Origin of the sequence: Helicobacter jaachi (assembly GCF_000763135.2) — a bacterium.
In the GTDB taxonomy this organism is placed as follows: Bacteria; Campylobacterota; Campylobacteria; order Campylobacterales; family Helicobacteraceae; genus Helicobacter_C; species Helicobacter_C jaachi.
Map to the genome: position 1 here is coordinate 1 of NZ_JRPR02000011.1, position 26822 is coordinate 26822.

At 41.6% G+C, this 26822-nt stretch carries 28 protein-coding genes and 1 tRNA gene; 24 read left to right on the plus strand and 5 right to left on the minus strand.

The window, feature by feature from the left end; all coding sequences use genetic code 11:
* Positions 1-327: 327 nt before the first annotated feature.
* From LS71_RS08565 to luxS, 5 genes are all read right to left on the minus strand, one after another.
* Positions 328-2130 carry a hypothetical protein gene (locus LS71_RS08565; RefSeq protein WP_034356163.1) on the minus strand — a complete coding sequence of 601 codons (1803 nt, stop codon included), beginning with the start codon at positions 2128-2130 and terminating at the stop codon, positions 328-330.
* A gap of 9 nt (positions 2131-2139) precedes the next feature.
* Positions 2140-3900: a glycosyltransferase gene (locus LS71_RS08570; protein ID WP_338034457.1), complete on the minus strand. Its 1761-nt coding sequence runs from the start codon at positions 3898-3900 to the stop codon at positions 2140-2142.
* A gap of 95 nt (positions 3901-3995) precedes the next feature.
* Positions 3996-7130: an efflux RND transporter permease subunit gene (locus tag LS71_RS08575; RefSeq protein WP_034356160.1), complete on the minus strand. Its 3135-nt coding sequence runs from the start codon at positions 7128-7130 to the stop codon at positions 3996-3998.
* Between the two features lie 9 nt (positions 7131-7139).
* Positions 7140-8300 carry an efflux RND transporter periplasmic adaptor subunit gene (locus tag LS71_RS08580; RefSeq protein WP_034356157.1) on the minus strand — a complete coding sequence of 387 codons (1161 nt, stop codon included), beginning with the start codon at positions 8298-8300 and terminating at the stop codon, positions 7140-7142.
* 122 nt (positions 8301-8422) lie between these two features.
* Positions 8423-8920 carry an S-ribosylhomocysteine lyase gene (luxS, locus tag LS71_RS08585; protein ID WP_034356154.1) on the minus strand — a complete coding sequence of 166 codons (498 nt, stop codon included), beginning with the start codon at positions 8918-8920 and terminating at the stop codon, positions 8423-8425.
* A gap of 271 nt (positions 8921-9191) precedes the next feature.
* Between luxS and LS71_RS08590 the strand changes: the two genes are divergently transcribed.
* From LS71_RS08590 to LS71_RS08695, 24 genes are all read left to right on the plus strand, one after another.
* Positions 9192-10514 (plus strand): S41 family peptidase, encoded by a 1323-nt coding sequence (locus LS71_RS08590; protein ID WP_034356151.1) that lies wholly within the window; start codon positions 9192-9194, stop codon positions 10512-10514.
* 9 nt (positions 10515-10523) lie between these two features.
* On the plus strand, positions 10524-11237 hold the full coding sequence (gene purC / locus LS71_RS08595; RefSeq protein WP_034356147.1) for a phosphoribosylaminoimidazolesuccinocarboxamide synthase: 714 nt from the start codon (positions 10524-10526) through the stop codon (positions 11235-11237).
* A gap of 9 nt (positions 11238-11246) precedes the next feature.
* Entirely contained in the window at positions 11247-11489 is a 243-nt protein-coding gene (gene purS, locus LS71_RS08600) for a phosphoribosylformylglycinamidine synthase subunit PurS (protein WP_034356143.1), read from the plus strand.
* Positions 11486-12169: a phosphoribosylformylglycinamidine synthase subunit PurQ gene (gene purQ, locus LS71_RS08605; protein ID WP_034356140.1), complete on the plus strand. Its 684-nt coding sequence runs from the start codon at positions 11486-11488 to the stop codon at positions 12167-12169. The genes purS and purQ overlap by 4 nt, the downstream gene beginning before the upstream one ends.
* A gap of 1 nt (position 12170) precedes the next feature.
* The gene (locus LS71_RS08610; protein ID WP_034356137.1) at positions 12171-13256 is read left to right on the plus strand and encodes an SH3 domain-containing protein; all 1086 of its coding nucleotides are present in this window, start codon (positions 12171-12173) and stop codon (positions 13254-13256) included.
* Positions 13240-13941: a 1-acylglycerol-3-phosphate O-acyltransferase gene (locus LS71_RS08615; protein ID WP_034356134.1), complete on the plus strand. Its 702-nt coding sequence runs from the start codon at positions 13240-13242 to the stop codon at positions 13939-13941. The genes LS71_RS08610 and LS71_RS08615 overlap by 17 nt, the downstream gene beginning before the upstream one ends.
* A gap of 40 nt (positions 13942-13981) precedes the next feature.
* Positions 13982-14057 (plus strand) — tRNA-Ala (locus LS71_RS08620).
* Between the two features lie 173 nt (positions 14058-14230).
* Positions 14231-15061 (plus strand): radical SAM protein, encoded by an 831-nt coding sequence (locus tag LS71_RS08625; RefSeq protein WP_238700391.1) that lies wholly within the window; start codon positions 14231-14233, stop codon positions 15059-15061.
* Positions 15054-16145 (plus strand): radical SAM/SPASM domain-containing protein, encoded by a 1092-nt coding sequence (locus LS71_RS08630; protein ID WP_034356128.1) that lies wholly within the window; start codon positions 15054-15056, stop codon positions 16143-16145. The genes LS71_RS08625 and LS71_RS08630 overlap by 8 nt, the downstream gene beginning before the upstream one ends.
* 11 nt (positions 16146-16156) lie before the next feature.
* Complete coding sequence (locus LS71_RS08635; RefSeq protein ID WP_034356125.1) at positions 16157-16630, plus strand: radical SAM protein; 474 nt, start codon at positions 16157-16159, stop codon at positions 16628-16630.
* Positions 16630-17235, plus strand: a complete 606-nt coding sequence (locus LS71_RS08640) for an SPASM domain-containing protein (RefSeq protein WP_034356123.1) — start codon at positions 16630-16632, stop codon at positions 17233-17235. The genes LS71_RS08635 and LS71_RS08640 overlap by 1 nt, the downstream gene beginning before the upstream one ends.
* An 18-nt stretch (positions 17236-17253) precedes the next feature.
* Positions 17254-18048 (plus strand): class I SAM-dependent methyltransferase, encoded by a 795-nt coding sequence (locus LS71_RS08645; protein WP_238700392.1) that lies wholly within the window; start codon positions 17254-17256, stop codon positions 18046-18048.
* Position 18049: 1 nt separating this feature from the next.
* Positions 18050-18454: a hypothetical protein gene (locus LS71_RS09730; RefSeq protein ID WP_238700393.1), complete on the plus strand. Its 405-nt coding sequence runs from the start codon at positions 18050-18052 to the stop codon at positions 18452-18454.
* Positions 18455-18464: 10 nt separating this feature from the next.
* Positions 18465-18944, plus strand: coding sequence for a class I SAM-dependent methyltransferase (locus LS71_RS08650; RefSeq protein WP_034356813.1), 480 nt, complete (start codon positions 18465-18467; stop codon positions 18942-18944).
* A gap of 11 nt (positions 18945-18955) precedes the next feature.
* On the plus strand, positions 18956-19186 hold the full coding sequence (locus LS71_RS08655) for a hypothetical protein (RefSeq protein WP_052058212.1): 231 nt from the start codon (positions 18956-18958) through the stop codon (positions 19184-19186).
* The gene (locus LS71_RS09735) at positions 19183-20010 is read left to right on the plus strand and encodes a 1-deoxy-D-xylulose-5-phosphate synthase N-terminal domain-containing protein (RefSeq protein WP_052058205.1); all 828 of its coding nucleotides are present in this window, start codon (positions 19183-19185) and stop codon (positions 20008-20010) included. The genes LS71_RS08655 and LS71_RS09735 overlap by 4 nt, the downstream gene beginning before the upstream one ends.
* Entirely contained in the window at positions 20003-20602 is a 600-nt protein-coding gene (locus tag LS71_RS09740) for a transketolase family protein (protein ID WP_052058209.1), read from the plus strand. The genes LS71_RS09735 and LS71_RS09740 overlap by 8 nt, the downstream gene beginning before the upstream one ends.
* Positions 20508-21404: a transketolase gene (locus LS71_RS08665; protein ID WP_081946307.1), complete on the plus strand. Its 897-nt coding sequence runs from the start codon at positions 20508-20510 to the stop codon at positions 21402-21404. Before LS71_RS09740 ends, LS71_RS08665 begins: the two co-directional genes overlap by 95 nt.
* Positions 21401-22315 (plus strand): transketolase family protein, encoded by a 915-nt coding sequence (locus tag LS71_RS08670; RefSeq protein WP_034356804.1) that lies wholly within the window; start codon positions 21401-21403, stop codon positions 22313-22315. The genes LS71_RS08665 and LS71_RS08670 overlap by 4 nt, the downstream gene beginning before the upstream one ends.
* A complete protein-coding gene (locus tag LS71_RS08675; protein ID WP_052058211.1) occupies positions 22312-23112 on the plus strand; it encodes an SDR family oxidoreductase in 801 nt (266 codons plus the stop codon). The genes LS71_RS08670 and LS71_RS08675 overlap by 4 nt, the downstream gene beginning before the upstream one ends.
* Before the next feature lie 24 nt (positions 23113-23136).
* Positions 23137-24255, plus strand: a complete 1119-nt coding sequence (locus LS71_RS08680) for a radical SAM/SPASM domain-containing protein (protein WP_138109916.1) — start codon at positions 23137-23139, stop codon at positions 24253-24255.
* A 66-nt stretch (positions 24256-24321) separates the two neighbouring features.
* Positions 24322-24987, plus strand: coding sequence for a class I SAM-dependent methyltransferase (locus LS71_RS08685; protein ID WP_034357071.1), 666 nt, complete (start codon positions 24322-24324; stop codon positions 24985-24987).
* Positions 24988-24989: 2 nt separating this feature from the next.
* Positions 24990-26054, plus strand: coding sequence for a radical SAM/SPASM domain-containing protein (locus tag LS71_RS08690; protein WP_034357073.1), 1065 nt, complete (start codon positions 24990-24992; stop codon positions 26052-26054).
* A gap of 18 nt (positions 26055-26072) precedes the next feature.
* Complete coding sequence (locus LS71_RS08695; RefSeq protein ID WP_034357075.1) at positions 26073-26735, plus strand: NAD-dependent epimerase/dehydratase family protein; 663 nt, start codon at positions 26073-26075, stop codon at positions 26733-26735.
* Positions 26736-26822: the final 87 nt, after the last annotated feature.

Sequence of the window (26822 nt, forward strand, 5' to 3'; positions counted from 1 at the left end):
CTAAAGACATATTAGATGATGTGAATAAGAAGAGGTTTTAGATTCTGTGGGTTATAGAATCTAGATTCTGTGTTTAGATTTTAAAGGCTGGATTCTGTAGTTTGGATTCTATAGGCTTGATATAGAATCTATAGGCTAGATACTATAGCTTAGATACTTTTTCTAAGGCTAAGTGCTGGGGGTTATAGAATCTAAGCCATTTTGCCACATCAAGTTTTTAGGCTAAGTATCTGTTTGACTTCTTTAGATTCTGTAATTTTTCTAATTTCATGTCTTTGGTGAGACTTTAGATTTTATAATCCTCAGCACCCCAAAGCTTGATGGCAACTAAGGCTTCATATACACAAGCGTGTAGCCGCCCTCCGTGCCTAGCATAATGGCGTTTTTAAGAAATTCCGCATAGCGCGTGTATTGCTCATCTGGCACGAGAATATAAAATTTCCCTAATTCCTCTTTCATTTTTGTAGCATATGCTTCAAATTCCCCCTCTTTGATATGCTTGCCAAAGGCAAAATATTTTATCTCCTTGCGCTCAAATTTTGGCACATAGACTAAGAGCTGATTGCTTGTAATGATTGCTTCCCTGCCATATTCATCAAAGGATTTTAGCAAGAGATTAGTTACAGCACAGCCGCTTAGGCATATTTTTCTTTTTTCTTCGCTTTTTAAGATTCTATCCTGTGCAAAATATCCCGCAACAAGACCCACGACAATCCCTCCCATAAAGAGCATTGGTAGATATTTGCGCACATATACGATAAGATTTTTCAAAAGCGGGTAGCAATACACCACCACACCACTTAGCGCGATAATCATAAGTGGCAAGCCACCTTGCAAATTACGCAAGTCATAGCTCAAACACATACCCCAAAAGATAAAATACACAAAGCCGCACACACCCATAAGTCCCAATATTTTATGCGGCAATCTAAGCGATAAAAGTGAGGCGAGAAACAATAAAAAGAGATTTTTATTATGCTTTATGGCATCTGTAAGGCGCTCAAAATATCCCTTGCCTAGAAAAATATCATTCATCACATAGCTCATATTGGTCGCATCGGTGTGTAAAATAAGCTTTTTATACAAGGCTATAATTACCCAAGGTAGCGTAAAAATTAGCACTAAAGCTAAGGAGAGCCAAAATATTTTCAAACCCCGTTTTTTAGTAAGTATCCACACACCAAGCAAAAAGCACACGCACCAAAATAGCCCGCTTTGTTTCACTTCTGCGCTAATCCCAGCACTTAAAGCCCCTAAAATAATATAAAAATCACTTTGTGTGAAATGTTCTGTTACGCGCTTATTTGTAGATTCTGTATTTATAGAATCTAGGCTTTGTGATTCTAAAAGGCTAGCCCTTAACAGACAAAGCGCGGATATGAAAATAATCATCGCCACAGGCATATCCACATAGCCTACATAAAATTGCTTAACCATACCAAATAGCACCACATAGGTAAGCACACTTGCCACAATACCAAACATAGCATAACGCGCCTGATAGCCTAAAGTAGAGGCATTAAACAAAAACGCACTCGCTAGCATACCGCCACAGAGAAAATACCAATATATCGCCCTGCCAATGCCCTGAAAGCTTGAGGGCTGCTCGCTTAGCACATAGCCTAATGAAAGCAGCATAGGATAAAGCTGCGGATATGCCCAATCATTAAGCACAAAATGCCCATTTGCCCAGGCAGTCGCCCATCTATCCCAAGAGACCACCGCGTCCCAATCTGTAAAAATGCCGCCCTCTAGCAATTTATTAAAGGTGCAAAGTGCAATAATAACTCCAATGATATAGAGGATTTGCGCAGTGAGCGGACCTTGAGAAAATACCTTTGGTATGTTTAAGGGCGTAATAATCTCCCTACCAAAAAGCCATAAAAACAGCACAGATTCTATAATTACTATGCCTAAAACCACCGCCTTTGTGTAAATACCAAGTGCGATGAGCGCATAGATGAGATAAAAATTAACGCACAAACTTAAAATAAAGCTCGCAACAATAAAAAGCGCGACATTATCCTTAATGGATTTGTGTAGGATAAATTTTTGTATGCAGCCATAGACAATGCTTCCGGGCAAAAACACGGCTACAAAAAATGATAAAAATGCTAAAGACAAATGCATTACGCCTCCTTAAAATTTTTGATACACTAAAATTTCTTGAGTAAGCCCAATGTAGGCATTAAGCCTGCGTGCTTTAAGCTCACCATACTCTTTGCACACATTATGCACTTCTTTAAAAAGCAGCGCACGCTCATCGTGAAACTCCCACATACCGCATCTCTCCGCACAGAATCTAATGCACCGATAGAGCAGTGTGGGCGTGGGATATGTAAGCAGCACAATGCCCCCGCTTTTAGCACACATAAAATGTTTAAGACACATATCTTTTGTCCCACTTTCGTCAAAATGTTCAATAAGTCCGGCTGAAAACACCACATCAAAGCCATCATAGAATCCATTCGCAGTATCTTGGCTTGCGCTTGCTAAGCCCTGCTGATATGCGCTTAGGCTTTTAGATTCTATAATATTGACCAATCGCGCTTCTTGCCTGTGCGGTGGGAGGTCTTTATATTTTTCATTAAAGGCTTTTACACCATTTGTGGCATTATCAAATACGATATAAAAGGCTTGCGGGTAGGCTTTGCGTATGGATTCATAAAAGCAGCTATCGCCTCCACCAAATTCGCAAAAGCTCTGCGGGTGGCTATATTTTTTGAGCAAATTAATGATGAGATTTGCGCTTATTTTACGTGTGAGTAGTGAGAGTTTAAAGCCTTTATGCGCCCTTTTAGCGTAGTATTGCTCCCAATTTGTGGCTTTAGATTCTGTATTTATAGAATCTAAAATCTGCGTTTTGGGCGCAAAGATAAAAAATCTCTGCACCAAAAAGCTTGCGGCAAAAATCATTAATTCACAAATAGGCTTAATAATAATCTCACTTATATTGGTGTAATGGGAAATAAAAGCAATGCCTTGCATAGAAATAAACATAAGGCACAACATAAGCAGCGTATAAGTGGTAATCTCAAAGGCGAGATTAGATTTAGTTTTAAACACAAAATGTTTGCCTACCATGAAGTTGAACACACCCGCTACAATCCGCCCGCTAAGCATACACACAAAGAGGCTAGCACCCAAACTAAAAGCTAGCGCAAAGATAGCATAATCAATAAGCGCAGTCAGCAGGGAATTACCAATATGGCGGAAAAGTACAAAATATATACTAAGAGAATCTAGCACGGGATTAAAGTGCGAGGAGGCGTTATTATCGATATAAATGGTTTGGATAGGCACTTGCAGGATAGTGAGATGCTCATAGCAGGCATTAATGAGCATTTGCATTTCAAATTCATAGCCATTATATGCGCTTGCAAGCATGGTGCGTGCTAGATTTGGGCTTATCACGCGCAGTCCGCTTTGAGTGTCTTTTAGCTTTTTGCCAAACATAATTTTAAAAATGTTGCGGGTGAGTGTATTGCCAAACTTGCTACGAAAGGGGATTTTCCCGCCAAAATCCCTCACGCCAATAGCCAGCTCTGCACTAGATTCTATAAATGCGCGCGCAAGCTTTAGCGCATCATCTACGCTATGCTGCCCATCACAATCAAGCGTGATAATGCCCTGAATTTGCGTAAAGTGATTAAGGATATAATTAAAGCCATGTTTTAAAGCCCCGCCTTTGCCGATATTTGTGGCGTTTTTTAGCAAAATTACTTGTTTATCAAGGGCATTAAAAATACTATCAAATGCCGCAGGAGAGCCGTCATTAACAACAACTAGAGTGAATTTTTGTTCAATAAGCGAATGAGCGAGGGAGATAAGATTTGGGCTAGGTTTATACGCGGGGATTAGGATAACAAAATGTTTATAGAGTCTAGCATTCTGCTCTATCCCCCCCCCCCGTTAATTGTAAAGCATTAGATTCCAAAGAAGGGTTGGGCATAGCTATCTCCAAAATAAATTTTTAGAGATTATAAGCTATTTAGTTAAATATCTCTCTTGCTTTTGAGCCACGCACTTAGGCGCGCGATGTATGTCCAAAAGAGCGGGATAAAAAATATCGCAATAAATGTCGCCGCGAGCATTCCGCCAATCACGCCTGTGCCAATGGCATTTTGACTTCCGCTACCCGCACCGCTAGAGAGTGCAAGGGGTAGCACACCAATGCTAAAGGCTAGTGAAGTCATAATAATAGGGCGGAAGCGTAATTTTGCCGCACCAACAGCAGATTCAAAAATACTTTTGCCCTCTTTTTCATGCAAGTGCTGCGCAAATTCTACAATCAAAATCGCATTTTTTGCCGCAAGGGCGATAAGCATAACAAGCCCAATATTAAAATAAATATCTGCATTTAATCCCCTTAGAGCCGTGGCTAGAGCTGCGCCAAACACCGCAAAAGGCACAGCGGTAAGCACTGCTAGCGGCATAAGCCACCGCTCATACTGCGCGCATAGGATTAAAAACACAAATATAAGCCCAAAGACAAATGCCACAGCGCCTGTGCCGCTGGCATTTTTCTCTTGATAGCTTGAGCCTGTGTAGGCCAGCGTATAGCCCTCTGGCAAGATTTCAGCGGCTACTTCCTCAATGGCTCTAAGCGCATCACCGCTTGAGTAGCCATCTTTTGTGCCACCCATAATTTTGGCTCCTGTGAAAAGATTAAATCTATCAATAATATCTGGTCCTATGACGCGCTCTGTTTTCACAAGTGAGCTAATGGGGATAAGCTTGCCGCTGCTTGAGCGCACAAAGACTTTGCTTAAATCTGCTACAGATTCTCTAAAGGCGCTATCAGCTTGGATATTTACTTGATAAGTGCGTCCATAGAGGTTAAAATCATTCACATAAGAGCGTCCAAAAGTGCTTTGCAGCACGGCAAAAACATCGCTTACTTTAACTCCCATAGCCTTAGTTGCTTCTCTATCGAGGGTTAAAAAGTATTGAGGGATATTTGCACTAAACATACTGCGCACACCCGCAAGCTCCTTGCGCTCTGATGCTGCGGCTACTATGGCATTAGCATATTTTTCTAAATCTTTGATAGTGCCTCCACTTCTATCTTGGATATAAACTTCAAATCCTCCTGCGATGGATAGTCCCATAATAGCAGGTGGCGTGGTTACATACACGCCTGCATCGAGCGCGCCATTAAGCACACCATTATATTTAAGTGCTATGGCTTGAGATTTCTGCTCTTTTTTCTTGCGCTCACTCCAATCTTTAAGCGTGATAAACATCGCAGCCGAGCTAGTTCTAGCTGCTGAAGAGAGCATATCAAATCCAGTGATTAGCATGGTGGATTGCACATTGTTATCATCATGTAAAATCGCCAATGCCTTTTTGCCCTCATTTATAGTGCGCGAGAGTGATGAGGCAGGAGGCAGGGACATAAAGGCTAGCACATCGCCCTTATCCTCTTCTGGCACAAGTCCGGTAGGGAGTTTGACTAAAAGTCCCCAAGTAGCACCAATGATAGCTGCAAAGATTAAGACCATAACTAGCCCAAGCCGTAATGCTCGCACGATTTGTTCCCCAAATTTGTGTGTGAGCCAATCAAAAAAGTCATTAAAGCGTTTCACTATATAAAAAGGCTTAGGTTCATGGGATTTGAGGATAGAAACGCAGAGTGCGGGAGTAAGTGTGAGCGCAACAAAGCCAGAAATCACCACTGAAATAACAATAGTAATGGCAAACTGCTGATAAATCGCTCCGCTAAAGCCGCCGATAAACGCTACAGGGATAAATACAGAGCATAAAACCAGCACGATTGCCACCACAGGTCCTTGAATCTCGCCCATTGCCTTTATAGTGGCGTCTTTAACGGAATATTTATTGCCATTTTCATCACGCTCAGTGTGCAAAATCCGCTCCACATTCTCAATGACAATAATGGCATCATCTACCACAATCCCAATGGCTAAGATAAGCCCAAAGAGTGTGAGGAGATTAATAGAAAATCCTAGCGCATACATACCAGCAAATGTGCCTATAATGCTCACAGGAATGGCTATCACAGGGATAATAGTGGCGCGAATATTTTGTAAGAAAAAATACATAATAATCACCACAAGCACAATGGCTTCAATAAAAGTCTTGCGCACTTCTTGTATGGACACTTTGACAAATTTTGTCGTATCATACGCACGCTTGTATTGCAAGCCTTCAGGGAATTTTTTGGCTAATTCTTGCATTTTTGCTTCCACGCGCGTGGAGACATCAAGCGCATTAGCACCGGGCTGCAAATTTATCCCAAACGCAGAGGCAAGATTACCATTAAACATAGGCGTAACGCTATATTCTTTCGCCCCCAGCTCAATTCTAGCAATATCCTTAAGCCGCAATGCCGAACCATCGCTATTTGAGCGGATAATGATATTGCCAAATTCTTCAGAGCTAATAAATCGCCCTTGTGTTGTAACCGAATAAGTAAAGGCTAAGTCACTTCTCACAGGCTCTGCACCAAAGCTCCCAGCAGAAAATTGCGAGTTTTGCTCTGATATGACAGCAGCCACTTCGGAGGGTGTTAAATTATATTGAGCAAGCTTTTCTATATCAAGCCAGATTCTCATAGAATAGTCTCTACTACCAAATGAAGTTACATCACCTACGCCCTCCACGCGCTTTAACTCATTAATGATATTTAAAATAGCATAATTTGCAATGTAGGTTTGCGTATGTGCGGGATTGTTTGAAAAAAGCGCATACACAGCAAGCATTGTAGAGGAGCGCTTGCGCACAGATACGCCAAGTCGCTGCACTTCTTGTGGAAGTTGGCTAAGGACTGCCTGCACGCGGTTATTGACATTAATCATTGCCATATCTGCATCAGAATCATTAGCAAAAGATACATTGAGATTAAGCGCACCTGTTGATGAAGAGGAGCTTTTCATATACAGCATACCCTCTACGCCATTTATAGAATCTTCTAGCACACTTGCCACTGTGTTTGCCATAACTTCAGCGCTAGCACCTGGATAACTTGCAGTTACGACCACTTCATTTGGCACTACTTGCGGATACTCCTCCACAGGCAGCACAAACATACTAATCACCCCCACAAGCGTGATGATTATGGATAAAACCATGGCAAAAATGGGACGATTTATAAAAAACTTTGACATTTTTCGCTCCTAATTTGTCTTCCCATTTTTAGATTCTGTATTGCCTGCTTGTGGATTTTGCGGAGTTTGCGGCGCGATTTGCAATGGCGCATTTTCGCGTATTTTAGTAAGTTGGTTAAGCACCACTACATCGCCATTTTGCAATCCATTTAAGACAAGGATATTAGATTTGCCCACTTCTTGCCCTATTTCTACGCGCGCGATATGGGCTTTTCCATCTTTTATGACAAATACATAACTGCCTTTTGCATCTTGTAAAAGTGCGTTTTGAGGAATGCTAATAGCATTTTGAGCCTCAAAGCCACTTAAGCGAACGCGCACAAATTCATTGGGTAAAAGCTTATGGGCTTGGTTATCCATAATAGCGCGCGCTTTCACGCTAAGCGTTTCAGAATCTAGCACGCTATCGACAAAATCTAGTTTGCCCTTTTGCTCATACACCATACCATTGCCTAGCACAAATTCTACTTGAATGCGGTTATTCTCTAGCCCACGCATAAAGTAATAATCCCTGCTAGGGATAGAAAATTCCGCGTATATGGGACTTAGTTGTGTGATGGTGGTTAATATATCGCGTCCGCTTGAGCCTACAAGATTGCCCACATCATAGCTTCGCGTGCTTGTGCGCCCGCTAATAGTAGCAATCACATCTGTATAGCCTAAATCAATCTCTGCATCATCAAGTGCGGCTTTTGTGCTAGCGACATTGGCTTGCGCGGAGAGAAAATTGTAGCGTGATTGGTCATACTGCTCGATAGTATAAACGCCTTGCTTATACATTTTTTCCACGCGCTGCCAGTCGCGATTTGCTTTAATAAAATTTGCTTCAGCAGCTTGATACTGCGCTCTTGCTTGATTGACTTTGGCTTGATAGCGCGCGGGGTCAATTTTGAAAAGCTTTGCGCCCTCTGTGACAATATCGCCCTCTTTAAAGTTTTTTTCTAACAAAATACCTTGCACGCGCGCATATACGCTCGCACTTTGCACGCTTTTTAAGCGCCCGGGGTATTCAAAGCTAAGGGCTATATTTTGAGCAGTGATAGTTTGTGTATTCACACTAAGTGGGGGACGCTCTTTCTTTTGAGCTTGAGAATCCTTGCAGCCACTTAGTGAGAGCAATACACACAAAGACACACATAAATATGCGGGAATTAAAGTAGAAAATTTCATTGCATTTCTCCTAAACTATGTGAGTAACCAAAAAGATGTGGGGATTTTAATGCATTTTAGTAAATAGTTGTATATGCAACTATTTATTCTTATCCCCTCCACTTTGCATAATTTAGCGCATTTTATGCGAGATTTTTAAGCAGCAGCTCCTGTGTGTCCATTACGCCAACACCTCTATCAAGCACCTTTTGGGCTATTTCTTGGGCTTCTTTGAGTGAGTGCATTTTTGCTGTGCCGCATTGATAGATGTTTAGCTCTGGTATTTCGCTTTCACTGCGGATTCTTAGCACATCGCGCATACTTGCCTCCCATGCGTCTTTTACATCATATTCATTAGGCGCGCCTATCACACTCATATAAAATCCCGTGCGGCAGCCCATTGGCGAAATATCAATAATCTCAACTCTCCCATCATTAAGATGTTCGCGCATAAAGCCTGCAATCAAATGCTCTAATGTGTGAATGCCTTTTTCGCTTAAAAGCTCGCAATTTGGGCGTGTAAAGCGCAAATCAAATACGCTAATCACATCGCCCTTTGGTGTTTGCATAGTTTTGGCTAATCGCACAGCAGGGGCTGGCATACGCGTATGGTCGACTTTAAAACTATCAAGTAATGGCATTTTTTCTCCTTTAATTTTTGAATGTTTATAGAATCTAGCCTTGGCGCGTGGTAATGCCCATAGCGCTGCAATTATAGAATCTAGCCGCGCATTGTAACACTAAAAAATAATATTCTTATAAATTTGCTTCACTGCTAAGATTTAGCTAAAGAAGTGGGAGCGAAAATTGCTTATTTTGCTTTTGTTGGAGAAATATATATATTTTTAGGTAAAATCTGCATTTTGCATAAACCTAAAATTCTGCAAATTTCATATCACAAAGGCAGTGGCAATGATGAATAAATCGCGTGTCCTCTTGGCGGGCATTATTATTTCTTTGGTGGCAAGTTCAGTTGTGTTTGTGGGGCTATCGGCTGATGAGACACAAAAGAGCAAGCCAAAAGTGCAAGAGGTAAATAAGCTAGAATCCTTAAAAAAACTTCGTCGTATTATGGGGCTTATAGAGGAAAATTATGTTGATGAATTAAGCTTTGATGAGATTACAGATAAGGCTATCGATGGGCTTTTGAGCAATCTTGATGCGCATTCAAATTTTTTAAACAAAAAGAAATTTGATGACTTGCGCGCTAATACTGATGGTGAGTTTGGTGGGATTGGCATTACTGTGGGGTTAAAAGATGGTGCATTGACCGTAATTGCGCCTGTGGAGGATACGCCAGCAGATAAGGCAGGGCTAAAAAGTGGCGATGTGATTTTAAAAATTAATGACAAAACCACGCTTGATATGAGTATTGATGATGCGGTAAATCTTATGCGTGGCGCGCCGCATACAAAGGTGGATTTAGCCATTGTGCGCAGTGGCGAGCCAAAGCCTCTAAGTTTTAGCATTGTGCGTGATATTATTAAGATAGATTCTGTAAAGGTGCGTAAAATTAGCAATAGTGATTTTGTGTATGTGCGCGTAACTTCTTTTGATAAAAATGTAACGCGCAATGTGCTTAGTGAATTGAAGCAAATTGATAAAATAAAAGGCATTGTGCTAGATTTGCGCAATAACCCAGGCGGTGTGCTTGACCAAGCAGTTGATTTAAGCAGGCTATTTATTAAAAGTGGCGTGATTGTCTCACAAAAGGGGCGCACGAAAAATGATAATATCGAATATAAGGCAAAATCCGCCCCTTATGCTGATGTGCCAGTGGTGGTGCTTATAAATGGTGGAAGTGCGAGTGCGAGCGAGATTGTAGCGGGTGCATTGCAAGATACAAAGCGTGGCGTGCTTGTAGGTGAGCAGACATTTGGTAAAGGCAGCGTGCAAACGGTTATGCAAATTGATAAAGATGAGGCAATTAAGCTTACTACTGCAAAGTATTATCTCCCAAGTGGCAGGACAATCCAAGCTGTGGGCATTATGCCTGATATTGTTGTGTATCCGGGCAGTGCGCCAGAGAATGAAAATAACTTTAGCATTAAAGAATCTGATTTGAAGCGGCATTTGCAAAGCGAGTTAAGCAAGGTGCAATCAAACAAAGCAGAAGCACAAAATGAGGATAAAAAGCTGCTCACAGAAGAGATGATTTATAAAGATATTCAGCTTAAGAGCGCTATTGATGTGCTAAAAGCATGGGGTGTGATAGCCTCTACTCAAAGCAAGTAAGGAGGGGATATGGATAAGCAAGAAATGCTCTATGAGGGCAAAGGCAAGCGGTTATTTTCTACAAATGAGCCACATTATGTGATTGCGGAGTTTAAAGATGATTTGACTGCTTTTAATGCGCAGAAAAAAGGCGCAGAAAGCGGTAAAGGCGCGCTTAACTGCCAAATTAGCACATTGCTTTTTATGCTCCTAGAAAAAGAGGGCATAGCTACGCATTTTGTAAAAAAACTCAATGATAGGGCTATGCTGTGTAAAAAGGTGAGCATTATTCCCATTGAAGTGGTCGTGCGAAATATCGCTACAGGCTCGCTTACAAAGCGTTTAGGCATAACGGAGGGTAAGGTTTTGCCCTTTAGCCTTGTGGAGCTGTATTATAAAGATGATGCACTGGGCGACCCACTTATTAATGATGAGCATTGTTTGATTTTGGATATTGCGCAACTTAATGAATTAGAAGTGCTTAAAACGCAGGCTTTAAGAGTGAATGAGATTCTAAGAGTATTTTTTGACAAGGTGGATTTGAAGCTTGTGGATTTTAAACTTGAGTTTGGACGTGATGGGGAAGGAGAGATTATTTTAGCCGATGAGATTAGCCCTGATAGCTGCCGTTTGTGGGATAAAAACACCAATCAAAAGCTTGATAAAGATAGATTTAGACAGGATTTAGGCGATGTGAAAAGGGCATATGAGGAAGTGCTACACCGCATTATAGAATCTAAATAAAGGCAGGCTATGAGAGTAAAAGTGCTTATTTCGCTTAAAAGTGGCGTGTTAGACCCGCAAGCTAAAGCTATCTATCACGCTCTAAGCGCGCATGGTTTTGAGAGTTTAAAAAGTGTAAAAATGTCAAAAGAAATTATTCTAGATTTAGATGAGACAAGCGAGCAAGTTGCGCACAAAAAAGTGCAGGAGATGTGTGAGGCATTACTAGCAAATGTAGTGATTGAAGATTATTATATTGAGATTTGTAGATGAGTGTGGCCATTATTCGCTTTCCGGGGACAAATTGTGAGTTTGACACGCGCTATGCCCTCTCCACACTGGGCGTAGAGGCTAGCATTATATGGCATAAAGATAGTGCTTTGCCTGATAATTGCCATTTAGTTATTATACCCGGAGGCTTTAGTTATGGGGATTATCTGCGGTGTGGGGCAATCGCACAGTTTTCGCCTATTATGGGCGCGATTAAGGATTTTGCGCATAAAGGCGGCTATGTGCTTGGGATTTGCAATGGATTTCAGATTCTATGCGAGGCGAGGTTGCTGCCCGGCGCGCTAAAGCGTAATGTAAATTTGCATTTTATTTCTAAAATGCAAAGCGTGAAAGTAGTGAATAAAAATAATGCTTTTTTGCGCTCCTATGCGGATAATGAGATTCTAAAGCTGCCTATTGCACACGCCGATGGTAATTATTTTATTGATGAAGCGGGATTAGAGTGCCTAAGGGATAATGGACAGATTTTGCTCGAGTATGTGGATAATCCTAATGGCTCGCTAGATTCTATCGCGGGCGTGTGTAATGAATCTAAAAATGTCTTTGGCTTAATGCCCCACCCCGAGCGCGCTATTGAGCATATTCTGGGGAGTTGTGATGGCAAAATGATGCTAGATAATCTTGTGCAAGCTAGCGTATCGCAAGAAAGCATAAAGGCATAAGATGAGGCAAAGAGGGCATTTATTTGTTTATGTGCTTTTATTTTTATTTAATATATGCGCCGCTAATGAGGCAAAAATAGCCTATCTTAATGTAAGTTTTCCAAATACGGATACGAGCCTATATGTGGGGCAGGATATTGAGGTGAAATATAGCCTTACACTCCTTTCAAATGCTGTGCTTTCAAGTGTGGATTTTATAGATTTAAGCCCAAAGAGCAATGTGGAGCTAAAAAATAAAGGCTCAAGTTGGCAAAAAAGCAGTGATGGGGTGTTTCAAAACACTTATATTTTTACTATTAAGGGCAAAGATGTAACCTTGCCGCCTTTGCGCGTGAGAGTAGCGGCAAGTGATGGTAGCTATGAGCAAGAAGTGCTCGCAAATGGGGCGAGGTTTCAAGCTGTGGAGCTTACAAGCAATGTCAATTATGCTCATGTGATTGCAGATTCTATGGAGGTGGTGGATTATCGCGTTAAAGAATATGATGAAGGCAATAATATTATCATTTTTCAAATTGAGTGCAAGGGCAGTAATCTTAATGAAATGAAAATTGGCAATTACGCAAAACAGGGCTTGGAGCAGCGCAAAATCGTTGATGATATAACTTATGGAATCTACTATGTCGTGCTTGATAAATCCATACGCTCGCTCTCTTTTGATTATTTTAGCCTTGCGCAAAAGCAGTTCGTAACTATCACTTTGCCCATTAATCTTGTGCGTAATATTCAAGATGTGGGCGATATTAAGCCGCGCAATACCTTTTTGATGTTTAAAAATCTTTTCATAGGCGGACTTATTGTTTTTGCTTTGCTTGTGTGGGTGGTGTTCAAAAGGGCGCGTAAAATCACATTGGCGCTGCTTGTGATGTTGGGATTAGTGCTTGCGTATAATGTATTTTTTAGCGCGACTTCTGGAGTAGCGCAGGCTGGGGCAAATGTGAGCATTATCCCTACGCATAATTCTACGATTATGGAGGTGGTGAAATCCCCCACAAAAGTAGCCATTATAGGGGAATATGAGGATTATTATAAAGTCATTATAGAATCTAAAGTCGGTTGGATAAGGAAAGCATATGTTAGCAAAAATTAGAGCCGTGATAGCCACACTTTCTATTGCATTTTATTTGCCTATTATCATTGCGCAGATTTACCTCACACGCGGACATAGCAATGGCAGATGGGCAAGAAAGCAGTGCCGCTGGTTTTTCTCATTTAATCGCTTGCATGTAGAGCGTATAGGCGAGTATGATAAGGACGCGCAACTGCTTGTGATAAATCATCAAAGTGTAACAGATATTATCTATTTTGAGGCATTTCACCCGGCTAATATCTGTTGGGTGGCAAAAAAGCAACTTGGTGAAATCCCACTCTATGGGCATGCGCTCAAAGGTCCAGATATGATACTCATTGATAGAGAGGATAAAAATGGCATTGTTTTTCTGCTCAAAGAAGCCAAAAAGGCGCTAGCCAATCATCGCCTCATTGCCATTTTCCCAGAAGGCACAAGGAGCAAAGGTGGGGAGAAATTCTTGCCCTTTAAAGCAGGAGCTAAGATTCTTGCCTCAAAGCTTAATCTTAGAATCCAGCCTGCTGTGCTTATTAATACGCGTAAATTATATAATAGCTCACCTATGGAGATTAAAACAGATAAGGCAAGAGTAGTGCTTATGGAAGCTTATACGCCTGATTTTAGCGATGAGCATTGGTATGAGAAGCTCCAAAATAGTATGCACGAGGTGTATTTGAAGCACTACCACGAGTTGAATTTATCATAATTTAAGTTAAATGAAGTAAAATCCTAGCTTTTGAAAATAAGGGGTGTTAGCTCAGTTGGGAGAGCGCAACGCTGGCAGCGTTGAGGTCAGGGGTTCGACCCCCCTACACTCCACCATAGAATAAAACAAAAATAAAGGATTAGAAGAGACATGCAAAATTTACATCAAACTTCTGTTATTACCCCCCCCCCCGTATAACTATATAGCTTTATTTCTCACTCTTAATTGTAATCTCGCCTGCCCATATTGTATAAATCTCAACGAAGCCAACGCTACGCGAAAAAGCGTTATGCGCGCGCATATCGAGCCAGAAGAATGGCTAAATTTTATTAATCGCTTAGATATCCGTGATGAAAATGGTGTATGGAGAGATGATATTCCCCTTACACTGCAAGGTGGTGAGCCTACGACTTATAAGGGATTTTACAAGCTTGTAAATGGCATACCCGATAAGTTTAAGCTGGATTTGCTCACTAATTTTATGTTTAATGTAGATGAGTTTATTGATAAGATTCCTGCATACAAATTTACGCGCGATGCCAAATATGCCGCCATTCGCGTGAGCTACCACCCTGGGCAAAATAAAATACAAGATTTGATTGCAAAGCATCACAAAATGCGCGATGCAGGCTTTTATGTGGGCATTTATTCAGTAGCTACGCCAAGCAATTTAGAGCATATTAAAAAAGTGCAAGAAATATGCCTAAAAGAGGGCATTGACTTTCGCTTAAAAGAATATCTAGGCTTTGATGGTAAGGAGTGGTATGGCACTTACAAATATCCTCAAGCTATTGCCCAAAATGTCAATAGATTCTGTGATTGCAAAACTACTGAGCTGCTCATCTCACCTAATGGCAATGTTTATCGCTGCCATTCAGATTTATATGAGTCACGCACGCCTGTTGGCAGTATTTTAAATCCTGATTTTCGCATTGAGGATATTTATCGTCCTTGCTTTGTTTTTGGGCATTGTAATCCTTGTGATATTAAGGTTAAAACTAATCGCCTCCAAGAGTTTGGACACACTTCTGTAGATATTAAGCACATAAGGGATTTAAGCGAGAGTGAAACGCGCGCGCTTGCTATGGGTGATTATGGTTTAGGATTAGAGCATGAGTGATAAGTTTCGCATAGATTCTCACAAACTCATTTTTCACCCACAGCGTGTAAGTGCGTGGCAGCAGGCTTATGGCGATTGGGAAAAAGAAAAGCATATTTATCCCATTTATGTGGAAGTATCCCCCTATGGTGGCTGTAATCACCGCTGCACCTTTTGTGGCGTGGATTATATGGGCTATAAAAGCATTAAGATTGATTTAGAAGTATATGCCAAACGCATTGAAGAGATGGGCAGACTGGGTGTAAAAAGTGTAATGTTTGCAGGGGAGGGCGAGCCATTTTTACATAAAGATTTGCCGCAAATGAGCGCTATAAGCGTGCAAAGTGGCGTTGATGTAGGCATTACTACTAATTTTGTGCTAGCAAGTGAGAAAAATCTCCCACTCATTTTACAGAGCGCAAGTTGGATAAAAGTAAGCCTTAATGCCGGCGATAAGGAGAGTTATGCGCTTATTCATCGCACAAAAGAAGCAGATTTTGAAAAAGTGCTAGCAAACTTAGCCCTAAGTGTGCGCTTAAGGAAAGAATTGCAAAGCACTTGCACCATAGGTGCGCAAATGCTACTTTTACCGCAAAATTACCACACAGCTTTTGCTTTAGCGCATAGGCTTAAGGGCATTGGAGTGGATTACTTAGTCATTAAGCCCTATTCGCAGCATTTATTCAGTAAAACGCGCCAGTATGAGGGATTAGACTATAGTGCGTATCTTTCTTTAGAATCTCAGCTTGAAACTTTAAATGATGAGCATTTTAGCGTTGTGTTTCGCGCCTCCACTATGCGCAAACTCCAAACTAAGCAGCCCTATACTACCTGCTATTCTACGCCATATTTTTGGGGATATATCTCCTCAAATGGCGATGTATATGGGTGTAGCTGCTATTTGGGGCAGGATAAATTTGCGTATGGGAACATTAATGAGCAGAGTTTTGAAGAGATTTGGACGGGTGAAAAGAGAAAGAAAAGCGCCGAATATGTGCGAGAGAAGTTAGATATTTCACAATGCCGCGTAAATTGCCGTATGGATTCTGTAAATCGCTATTTATGGGAGCTTCAGCACCCAAATGGACATATAAATTTTATTTAAAAGGGATAAAGATGAGCCAAAAGTTTATGTTAGATTCTCACAAATTACATTATCACTTTGAGCGCGTGGCAGAATACGCTTTGAGGGGTGATTGCTACCCTATTTATATGGAAGTTTCTCCCGTTGGACTATGCAATCATCGCTGCGTATTTTGCGCGTATGATTATATTAATTATCCTAACAGAAAGCTTGATACGCAGCGATTTTTAAGCTTTCTTGATGAGGCTTGCGGCTTGGGGGTGAAAAGCATACTTTATGCAGGGGAGGGCGAGCCGCTTTTGCACCCTGATATTGGGCAATTTGTGCAGCATACAAAGGAGCTTGGCATTGATGCGGGCATGTTTAGTAATGGAGAGATGTTAAGCGAGAAAAAGGCTCAAGCGGTGTTGCCTTACCTTAAATTTTTGCGCTTTAGTTTCAATGGCGGTAATGGCGAGACTTACGCCAAGATACACAAACCAACTGCCGGGGGGGGGGCAATCTAATGGCTAAAGTCGTGCGCAATATCACTTACGCCACAAAATTGAGAAAAGAGGAAGGCTTGGAGCTTGATTTGGGTGCGCAATTTGTGCTTTTGAATGAGAATAAAGATTCCTTGCTGGAGGGTGTCGCCACGCTTAAGGGCTGCGGCGTGGATTTTATATCCATTAAGCCTTTTGTATTTCAAAATCAGCAGCAAAAGTATCGCCAAAATGAGGCTCTAGCAGATTTAGATAGCCTTATAAAGCAGGCAAAATCTTATGAGGATAGTCATTTTAAGGTTATTGCGCGTGAAAATGCCTTTCGCAATACGCAAGAAGAGCGGCACTATAAGCATTGTCGCGGGTGTAGCTTTATCACCACGCTTAATTCTGCGGGCGATATGGCAACTTGCCTCCCTTACTGGGATAGACAAGAATTTGTGTATGGAAATATTTATGAGCAGGATTTTTATGCCATTTGGAATGGTGAGAAGCGCGCACAGATTAAGGCTTTTTTAGAATCTAGCCTAGATGTGAGCAAATGCCCTAAAAACTGCCGCCCAAATGCGATTAATGAGTTTTTAGAAGACATCTTAGAAGCGAAGGTAAAGCATGTTAATTTCATTTAAGATTTTAAAGGAGGGAGTATGAATGAGTTTTTAAGATTCTATGGTGAGCATCATATATCGCCTGTTTCGCAGGATATTAGTGATTTTAGCGCGCATTTACAAAGGCGCAAAAGGCTCTATGAGCTTGTGGGCATCCACCCTTTTGCGTTTAGAAATGCTAGCATACTTGAGGTTGGCGCAGGGAGCGGATATAACACGCTTTTATTTCTACACCTTGGCGCGCAGGTTGATATTGTCGAGCCAAATGCCGCAGGCAGGGAGCAAATGCAAAAGCTTTTTACAGAGCATAATATCCCCAAAGAGCAATACAGAATCTATCCTTGCACTTTGCAAGATTATAAAAGTGAAAAAATATATGATTTTGTCATAGCGGAGGGATTTTTGCCTTGGCTTAGTGAAAAAGAGGCGCGCGAAGTGGTGCAAAGCCTCTATGCCGCTACTAAAAAAGATGGCGCGGTAGTGGTTACAAGCATGTGTGAATTTTCTTACTTTTTTGAGGATTTGCGGCGCATACTAGGCTTTGCGCTCATTAAAGGCGTAAAAGATTTTGAACAAAAAGTAAGCCTGCTTGCTAGCGCCTTTAGCTCGCATTTATTGCATCTTAAATTTGCCTCACGCCCCATTAGAGATTGGGTGATTGATAATATTTTAAATCCCGCATCTAATATCGCAAATCCCCACAATATAGCTACTTGTATAAAGTTATTTAGACAAGTAGCGGGGGGGGGGGGGGCAAGAGCCTCCAAAGACAGGCTCTGCGAGCAAATTCCATACAAATACAGAATCTATCGAACTACTGGGGAGCTCGCCTAATATGATAGGAAATTTGAGTTGGTATAAAGATATGAGCTACTCATACGCGGATACATTTTGCCATGAGTTTGAGCGCTTTAGGCATATACTTCTATGCACGCGATTTGCGTATTCTTGGCGTGAAAATGGGCGCAATGAAAGGCTATATGAGCGTCTTGTGGCATTTAGGGCAAGTATTGCAGCATATCTCTCTTGCAAAGCAGAGCTTCCAGCCATTTGCGCGATTTTAGATTCTATCCTTGCGGAGAATGAGGATTTGGGAGATTTCTTTTTGCAAAGTGTGCGCGAGTGTGTGGCTGCTTTGAGAGATGAGGCACATTTAAGCGTGCAGGGCATTGCAAATATGTCTACATTCTCACAAGCGTGGGGTAGAGGGCAGCAGTATATAAGTTTTGTAAAACGATAAAGGAGTAAAAATGAGTAAAAAAGTTGCCAAAACGCACTCATACAATGAATGCATAGCCCATTATGAATCTAAAGTCGCAAGTATGGGCTATATGTCCTCGCATACTTATTGGAATGACCCCGTGCGCGTAGCAGTAAGCGCCTCACGCTATAAATTTGTCTCAAAAATGCTAAGCGGGCTTGATAGAGTGCTTGAGCTAGGCTGTGCAGATGCGTTTTTCTCTAGCATTGTAGCCCAAAGGGTTGGCACGCTAGTGGCGACAGATTATGATGAGGTGTTTATCGAGCAGGCAAAGCAGCTTGGTCGCGCGGATAATATGGAGCTGCGCGTGCTAGATTTAACTAAAGAGCCATGTGAGAATGAATTTGATGGCGTGTATGCGCTTGATGTGCTAGAGCATATTCACCCTGATAAAGAAGATGAGTTTATGCGTAACATTACACGCGCGCTCAAAGCTCCAAATCCCGCTTTCGGGGGGGGGGGGGGGTAGCCGTGCTTGGTATGCCTAGTCTTGAAAGTCAAGTGTATGCAAGTGCGCTAAGCAAAGCAGAACACATTAATTGTAAGAGTGGAGAGCAGCTTAAGATGTTTTGTCAAAAGTATTTTAACCATTGCTTTGTGTTTAGTATGAATGATGAGGTGGTGCATACGGGATTTTATCCCATGGCGCATTATCTGCTAGCACTTTGCGTGGGTGTTAAGCATCTAGATTCTATAAAAGGGAGTAAATGATACAAACAAAGCTCATAAGGGAAAAAACCATAGCCTTTTCTTGTAGGCATAATGCTGGGCATTTAGCCCCCTCACTTTCAAGTGTGGAGATTTTAAGCGTGCTTTTTAGAGAATTTTTGCATTTCAATGCGCATAATGCCACAGATAGCGCGCGCGATAGGCTTATATTTTCTAAAGGGCATGGCTGCTATGCGTATTATGTGATTTTAAACGAACTAGGATTTATCCCTGATAGCGAAATGGAGCATTTTGGGAGCGTAGATTCTAAACTTAAGGGTTGCGTGAGCTATACACCAACATTTATGCTAGAGGCTTCAACGGGTAGTTTAGGGCATGGGCTGCCGCTGGCTGTGGGTATAGCGCAGAGTTTTAAAATGCAGGGCAAAAAGCAAAAAGTCATTTGCATTATTGGCGATGGTGAAATGCAGGAGGGGAGCAATTTTGAGGCTTTGGCATTGGCTTATCGCTTTAAATTAGATAATTTGCTTGTGATTATTGATGCAAATGGCTTGTGTGCTATGGATTATATGCAGCATGTAGGACTTGATACAGACCGCCTTGCGCGTGTGCTTAGCGCGTATGTGGATAGTGGATTCTATGATGTAGATGGGCATAATGAAAATGAGCTAAGAGCGGCATATAGCGCATTTTTCAACCATACGCAGAGCAATATGAGCATTATTCTAGCGCGCACTATTAAGGGCAAAGGCTTAGCTATGATAGAAAATAAGGCTATGTATCACTACCGCTGCCCTACGCAGGACGGCTATAAAATGCCAGATTCTATAGCAGATTCTATAAATGTAAGGAGTGGCAATGCATAAAAAGCCTTTAGCGACTAAAAAAGAAGTGATGAATGCGCTCTATCCATACTTTGCAAATGATAAAGATATGGCGTTATTAGTGGGCGATATGGGGTTTTCGGTGCTAGATGATTATTTTGCGCATTTTTCTGCGCGTGTGTTTAATGTAGGCATAGCCGAGCAAGCTATGCTAGGTATGGCAGCGGGTATGTATCTAGCAGGATTAAAGCCTGTAGTATATGCGCAAATCCCATTTTTAGTAATGCGCGCGTATGAGCAGATACGCTATGATATATGCGAGCATAATATGGGCGTAATTATGGTTGGCGTGGGCGCGGATAATTATTTTAAGGATTTGGGCAGAAGCCATTGTATGGATAGTGATGATATTAAACTTATGGAGATTTTGCCACATTTGCAGATTCTATCCACCGATAAAAATGGCATCGAGCAAGCCCTCGCGCAATATTTCAAACATTTAGTATCTCCCCCCCCCCGTTATACATTAGGTGTCTGTAATGCAATCGGTCAAAATATTGCACACACGCGTGTTGGAGAGGCAGATTCTATCTGTGCTTTTATTGCTTTTGGCGCGGAGGTGGCTTGTGCGTAAGATAGAATCTAAAGATATAAGAAAGAGCATTTTATCTATTGCTAAAAGTGCTAAGTCTCCGCATATTGCCTCTGCACTATCGTGTGCGGATATATTATATACATTATTTTTTGAAGTGATGTATATCCCGCGCGCAGAGGAGCCAGAGTTTATTCATCGCGATATGTTTTTACTCTCAAAAGCCCATTCTGCTATGGCGCTTTATGCGAGTTTGTATCATAAGGGCTTTATGAGTAAAGCACAAATTGAAGGATATTATAAAAACGCCGGCAGCCTCCCCGCGCACACAGATAGGCAAAGCAGCCCATATATTGAAATATCAGCAGGCAGCTTAGGGCATGGATTGCCCATAGCCGTAGGTATGGCAATGGCGTTAAAAAATAAGCCCAGCACGCGCAAGCGATATGTTTTTACGCTTATGGGTGATGGTGAGATTCAAGAAGGCAGCGTGTGGGAAGCAGCGATGTTTGCTCCTAAATATAATTTAAATAATCTCATCGCCCTTGTGGATAGAAATAATCTACAAGGCTATGGGCGCGGCAGCGAGCTAGTGAGCTTTGAGCCTTTAGAATCTAAATGGCAGGCTTTTGGTTGGGAATGCGTGAGGGTAGATGGGCATAATATTAAGGCTATGCGCGAGTGTATAAAAACCTATCAGCAAAGTAATAGCACTAAGCCTCTTTGCCTTATATGCGATACGACTAAGGGTAAGGGCGTTAGCTTTATGGAGGATAAATTAGAGTGGCATTATTTTCTAGTGACTAATGAAGTGTATGACAAAGCCCTAAAGGAGTTAGAATGAGAAATGCAATCGCGCAATGCGTAGAGCAAAAGGCAGCACAAAATAGTGAGTTTATGCTCATTACCGGCGATGCAGGGCTTGGTGTGTGGGATAATTATCAAAAAGACTTTAGCGCGCAGTATGTAAATCCGGGCATTAATGAAGCCCTATGCGTAGGAATGGCAGCAGGGCTAGCACTTTGTGGCAAAAAGGTGGTGTATTACAATATCGCGCCCTTTGTGATTATGCGCCCTTATGAGCAGGTGAGAAATGATATATGCTATCAGGAATTGCCTGTGATTTTAGTAGGCACAGGCAGTGGGCTTACTTATATGCCAAGCGGTATGACGCATTATGCTATTGAGGATATTGCTTTGGCTTTAAGCTTGCCAAATCTTAATATTTTTTCACCTTCAGATTCTATACAAGCGCGCGCCTGCTTTGAGTATGCCTATAATGACAACAAGCCTAGCTATATTAGAATCCCAAAAGCTGGCGAACCTAACCTTATAGAATCTAGCGCTAGCCTTGATATTACCGCGCCGCAGATTCTATATCAAAGCAATAATCATCATATAGCACTTATTACACATAGCAGTATTGCCGCATTAGTGCTAGAAGTAGGCAAAAAGCAAGATATAAGCGTCATAAGCTGCCCATTTATTAATGCTCCAAATGAGCGCATTATAGACTTAATGGCGCAATATGAGCGCGTTATAGTCATAGAGGAGCATTATAAATATGGCGGTTTAGGCACTTACCTTATGCAAAAATCTAAGCGTATGATTGAGATTTTAGCCCTTGAGAATGCCTTTATCCACCTCATTGGCAATCAAGACTATGGCAGGGAGCAATTTGGCTTATCCATTCAGGGCATAGAGCAGTTTATTGCCTGCCCCCCCCCCTGTAAGTCTTATAAGGATTATCTATGAGTGCTTTACACCTTATATATTGCATACTTATATTGGCGGCGAGTGTGCCTAGAGTAGCCTTTATTAGCGGGGCAAGCCGCGGGATTGGCAGGGGGATTGCGCTAGCACTATTAAAGCGCGGGATAGTTTGTGTAGCAGTGGCGCGTGATAAAAATGGATTAGATGAGGTGAAAAACGCTTATCCGAGCTTATGCCATACGCTTGTGCTTGATTTAATGCAAGAAAATGCTCTTTCTACACTCATTGACTATTTACAAAAAAAGGAGCTTATGCCTCAAATCCTTATCCATAATCTTGGCGGGCAGACCCCACATGATGCCCAACCGCTCAATAAAGATGTGCTTTTATCAGCCATTATGCTTAATCTTGGCGTAAGTGTGATGATAAATGAATATTTTTTGCCCATTATGCAGAAAAATCGCGATGGGCATATTATTCATATTTCTTCAGATTGCGCGCTTGATGGTTATTCACCCCCTGCGTATTGCGCGGCAAAAGCGGGGCTTAATGCCTATGTGCAAAGTAGCGCTAGATTCTATGCGCGTGATGAGATTTGCATACAGAGTGTAATGCCCGGCATTATTAACTTTAAGGGCAGCGCGTGGGATAAAAAATCCCGCACCCACCCGCATTTATATAATGAACGAAAGGCGCATTTAGCGCTAGGGCGATTTGGCAGGGTAGATGAGATAGGCGAGTTTGTAGCCATGCTGTGTGAAAAGAAAAATATGCTCACCACAGGAGCAAATTTCTTGCTTAATGGCGGCGGCTACAAAAGGGCTGGAGATAGATTCTAAAATTTATTAACAAAGGAGTAAAAAATGAGTGAAATTATACTTGATGCATCAAAAGTATTGTGGCATGGCGATAGAGTAAGGCAGTGGTATGAGGGTAAGAGAGTAGCGCCTATTACCATTGATATGGCTTTGACGCAGGCGTGTCAATATAGCTGTAAATTCTGCTATGCGCAGCTCCAACGCAACAAACCCCACAAGATTACTATGCAGGTTATGCGTGATTTTGTCGATGATTGCGCGGATTTGGGCGTGAGGGCGATTAGCCTTGTGAGTGATGGGGAGAGCAGCGCTAATCCTATTTATAAAGAAGTGATTGCCTACATTAAGCAAAAGGGTATTGATGTGGCATTAGCAAGTAATGGCTATGTGCTTATAGAATCTGCGCTCAAAGTGATTTTGCCTCATCTTACTTATTTAAGATTTAATTTCTCTGGTGGGGAAGCGCAGCGATATGCGGAGATTATGGGCGTTACACCTGCGCATTTTGAGCAAGTGTGTGAAAATATCAAAACCGCAGTGCAGCTTAAAAAAGCGCATAATTGGCGTGTAACTTTAGGTATGCAAATGGTGCTTATGCCTCAAGATGCCGACCAAATTTTGCCACTTGCTAAACTTGGCAAGGAATTAGGTGTAGATTATTTAGTCATTAAACACTGCAGCGATGATGAGCATGGCGCGCTTGGCGTGGATTATGATAAATATAAAGAATGCTTTGATTTATTAAAAGAAGCAGAATCTTATAGCACTAAAGATTATTTAGTCAAAGCCAAATGGTCAAAAATCACTAGCGGCAGCGGGGCTAATCGCTCTTACGCGCGCTGCTATGCGCCGCCTTTGCATTTGCAGATTTCAGGCACTGGGCTTGTAGCGCCTTGCGGAATGCTCTTTAATGAGCAGTATAGCAAGTTTCATATTGGCAATATCACCAAAACGCGCTTTAAGGATATGATTAATGGCGAGCGATATTGGGAAGTGATGCAATTACTTGCTTCAAATCAATTTGATGCGCGCAGTATGTGCGGGAGCTTATGCCTACAACACAAAAGCAATGAGATTTTGGACAAACTCAAAAAAGGTGAGCTAGAGCTAGATTCTAGCTTGCAAAATGTCTCCACCCCCCCCCCCCATATCAATTTCATCTAAATGTGCATAAAGCGGCGTAGGGGCAGAGTAGATTCTATAATTTTTAAAATTTTAAAGGAGTAGCAAATGGGTATTTTAAGAGCAATTTTTACGCCGCTGCATACGCAAACAAAAAGAGATTATCTAGGGCGTATGCTAGATTCTAAAGTAGAGTGTATGGGCGTGGCAAAGGAATTTGGAAAAGATTTTTGGGACGGTGATAGGCGCTTTGGCTATGGTGGATATAAGTATGATGGGCGCTGGGAGAGAGTAGCAAGGGAGTTAATTACACTTTATGATTTAAAAGCAGATTCTAAAATCTTAGATGTGGGCTGTGGAAAGGGCTTTTTACTCTATGAATTGCAAAAATTACTACCTAATGCGCGCATTGCTGGCTTTGATACTTCTGTGTATGCGATTAATCACGCCAAAGAGGAAGTAGCAAAAGATTTATTTGTGCATGATGCAAAGGATATGCTGCCCTTTGGCGATGGTGAGTTTGACTTAGTGCTCTCTCTTAATACTTTGCATAATCTACCTATTTTTCATCTTAAAACTGCTCTGCAAGAAATGGCGCGCGTGGGCAAGCAGCAATATATGGTAGTGGAGGGCTATCGCAATAATAGAGAACTATTTAATTTGCAATGCTGGGCTTTGACATGCGAGAGCTTTTTTCGTCCAGAAGAGTGGATATGGCTTTTTAGAGAGTTTGGCTACAAGGGCGATTATGAATTTATCTATTTTGAGGACTAAATATGGGACTGCTCTATACAAAATATAAAGTCTTTCATTTTAAAGACAAGATAGATTCTCTGCCGCATAATAAACCCATGCTCGCGCCACTGCACATTCGCATTAAGCCCACAAATGTGTGTAATCATAATTGCTGGTTTTGCGCGTATAAGGAGAATGATATGCAATTAGGTAAGGATATGGTGGAGCGTGATTATATCCCAGAAGCCAAAATGCTTGAAATCATACAAGATTGTGTTGCAATGGGCGTGAAAGCAATTACCTTTAGCGGGGGGGGGGAGCCTTTAGTGTATAGATATATGCCTCAAACGCTTAGAAAGCTTATTAATTCACCTATATCGTTTGCCACTTTGACAAATGGCGCGCGCTTAAATGGCGAGGTGGCGGAGATGTTTGCCAAATATGGCACTTGGGTGCGCGTGAGTATGGACGGATATGATAATGAAAGCTACAGAAAGCTACGCGGCACGGGGAAGGGCGAATTTGATAAGATTATTAGCAATATGGAGGCGTTTAAAAACATCGGGGGCAAATGTTACTTGGGTGTGAGCTACATTGTCGGACAGGATAATTATCAAGCCATTTATCAAATGAGCAAGATTCTAAGAGATATAGGCGTGGATAGCATTAAGATTTCTCCTACGATTGTGAGTAATGAAAGCGCGCAAACAAATGCCTATCATCAAAAGATTTTTGAAGCTGTAAAGGACGAAGTAGCGCGCGCAAAGGCAGACTTTGGCAAAGATATAGAGATTTATGATTCTTATCATTATCAATTGGAGAGTTTTGAGAAATCTTATAGCTGGTGTCCTTATTCGCAAGTGCTTATGGTTATTGGCGCGGATTTGCGCATTTATCCTTGTCAGGATAAGGCGTATAACATCGATGAGGCGATGCTAGGCTCTATTAAAGATGTGAGCTTTAAACAATGGTGGTTTGAGAATAAAAAGGCATTTTTTAAGGTCAATCCACGCAAAGTGTGCAATCACCACTGCGTATCGCATGAGAAAAATAAAATGATTTTAGAATATTTAAATGCCGATAAAGCGCATTTAGGATTTGTATAGAATCTAAAAGGAGCAAATATGCAAGATAGAGTGCATTTCACACAGGAGCAGCCAACACGCAAGAGAATGCTAGTTACAGGTGCTAGCGGCTTTGTAGGCGGGGCATTAGCTAAGCACCTTGTGGATTTAGGCTATGAAGTGATAGCGCTAGGCAGGAGAGTAGAGTTAGAAAATGAAGTAGCACAAATATTGCAAGACAAAAAAGCAGAGGGCGCAGATTCTGTATTTTGCTATAAAAGTGTGGATTTGCAAGATATGTCTAAACTTAGCCAAGCAGTTGGCACAAAGCCTATTGAGTGCATTTTTCACCTTGCCTCCATTGGGAAGCAGAGCCATAATTTTAAAGACTATATTGATAATAATATCGTGCCTATGATGAATGTGATTACGCTCTCCGAGCAAGTGGGCTGCAAAAATATTATTTTTAGCTCTACTTTTGATGCGCTTAGTCTCACAGATGGTGGGCTTTATGATGAGCGCGCACCGGTGGCGCATGATAATTATTATGGACTTTCAAAATACACTTGCGAGCAGCTTTTAAAACTTGCGTGTGATGATATAAAAGATTTATTTTGCGCGGCATTGCGCTTTCCGGGGCTTGTGGGAAAAGGGCAAAATAATGGCTTAGCCTATACTTTTAGCAGCATACTTATGCAAAATCGCACCCTAAGAGGCGTATAGAAGCCAGATTAAAAACCTGCAAGCGTTTTTCAAAAAAGATGTGAGGCTTATTTCTATGCGCGATTTTGAGCGCTTTTTTGAGCAAAA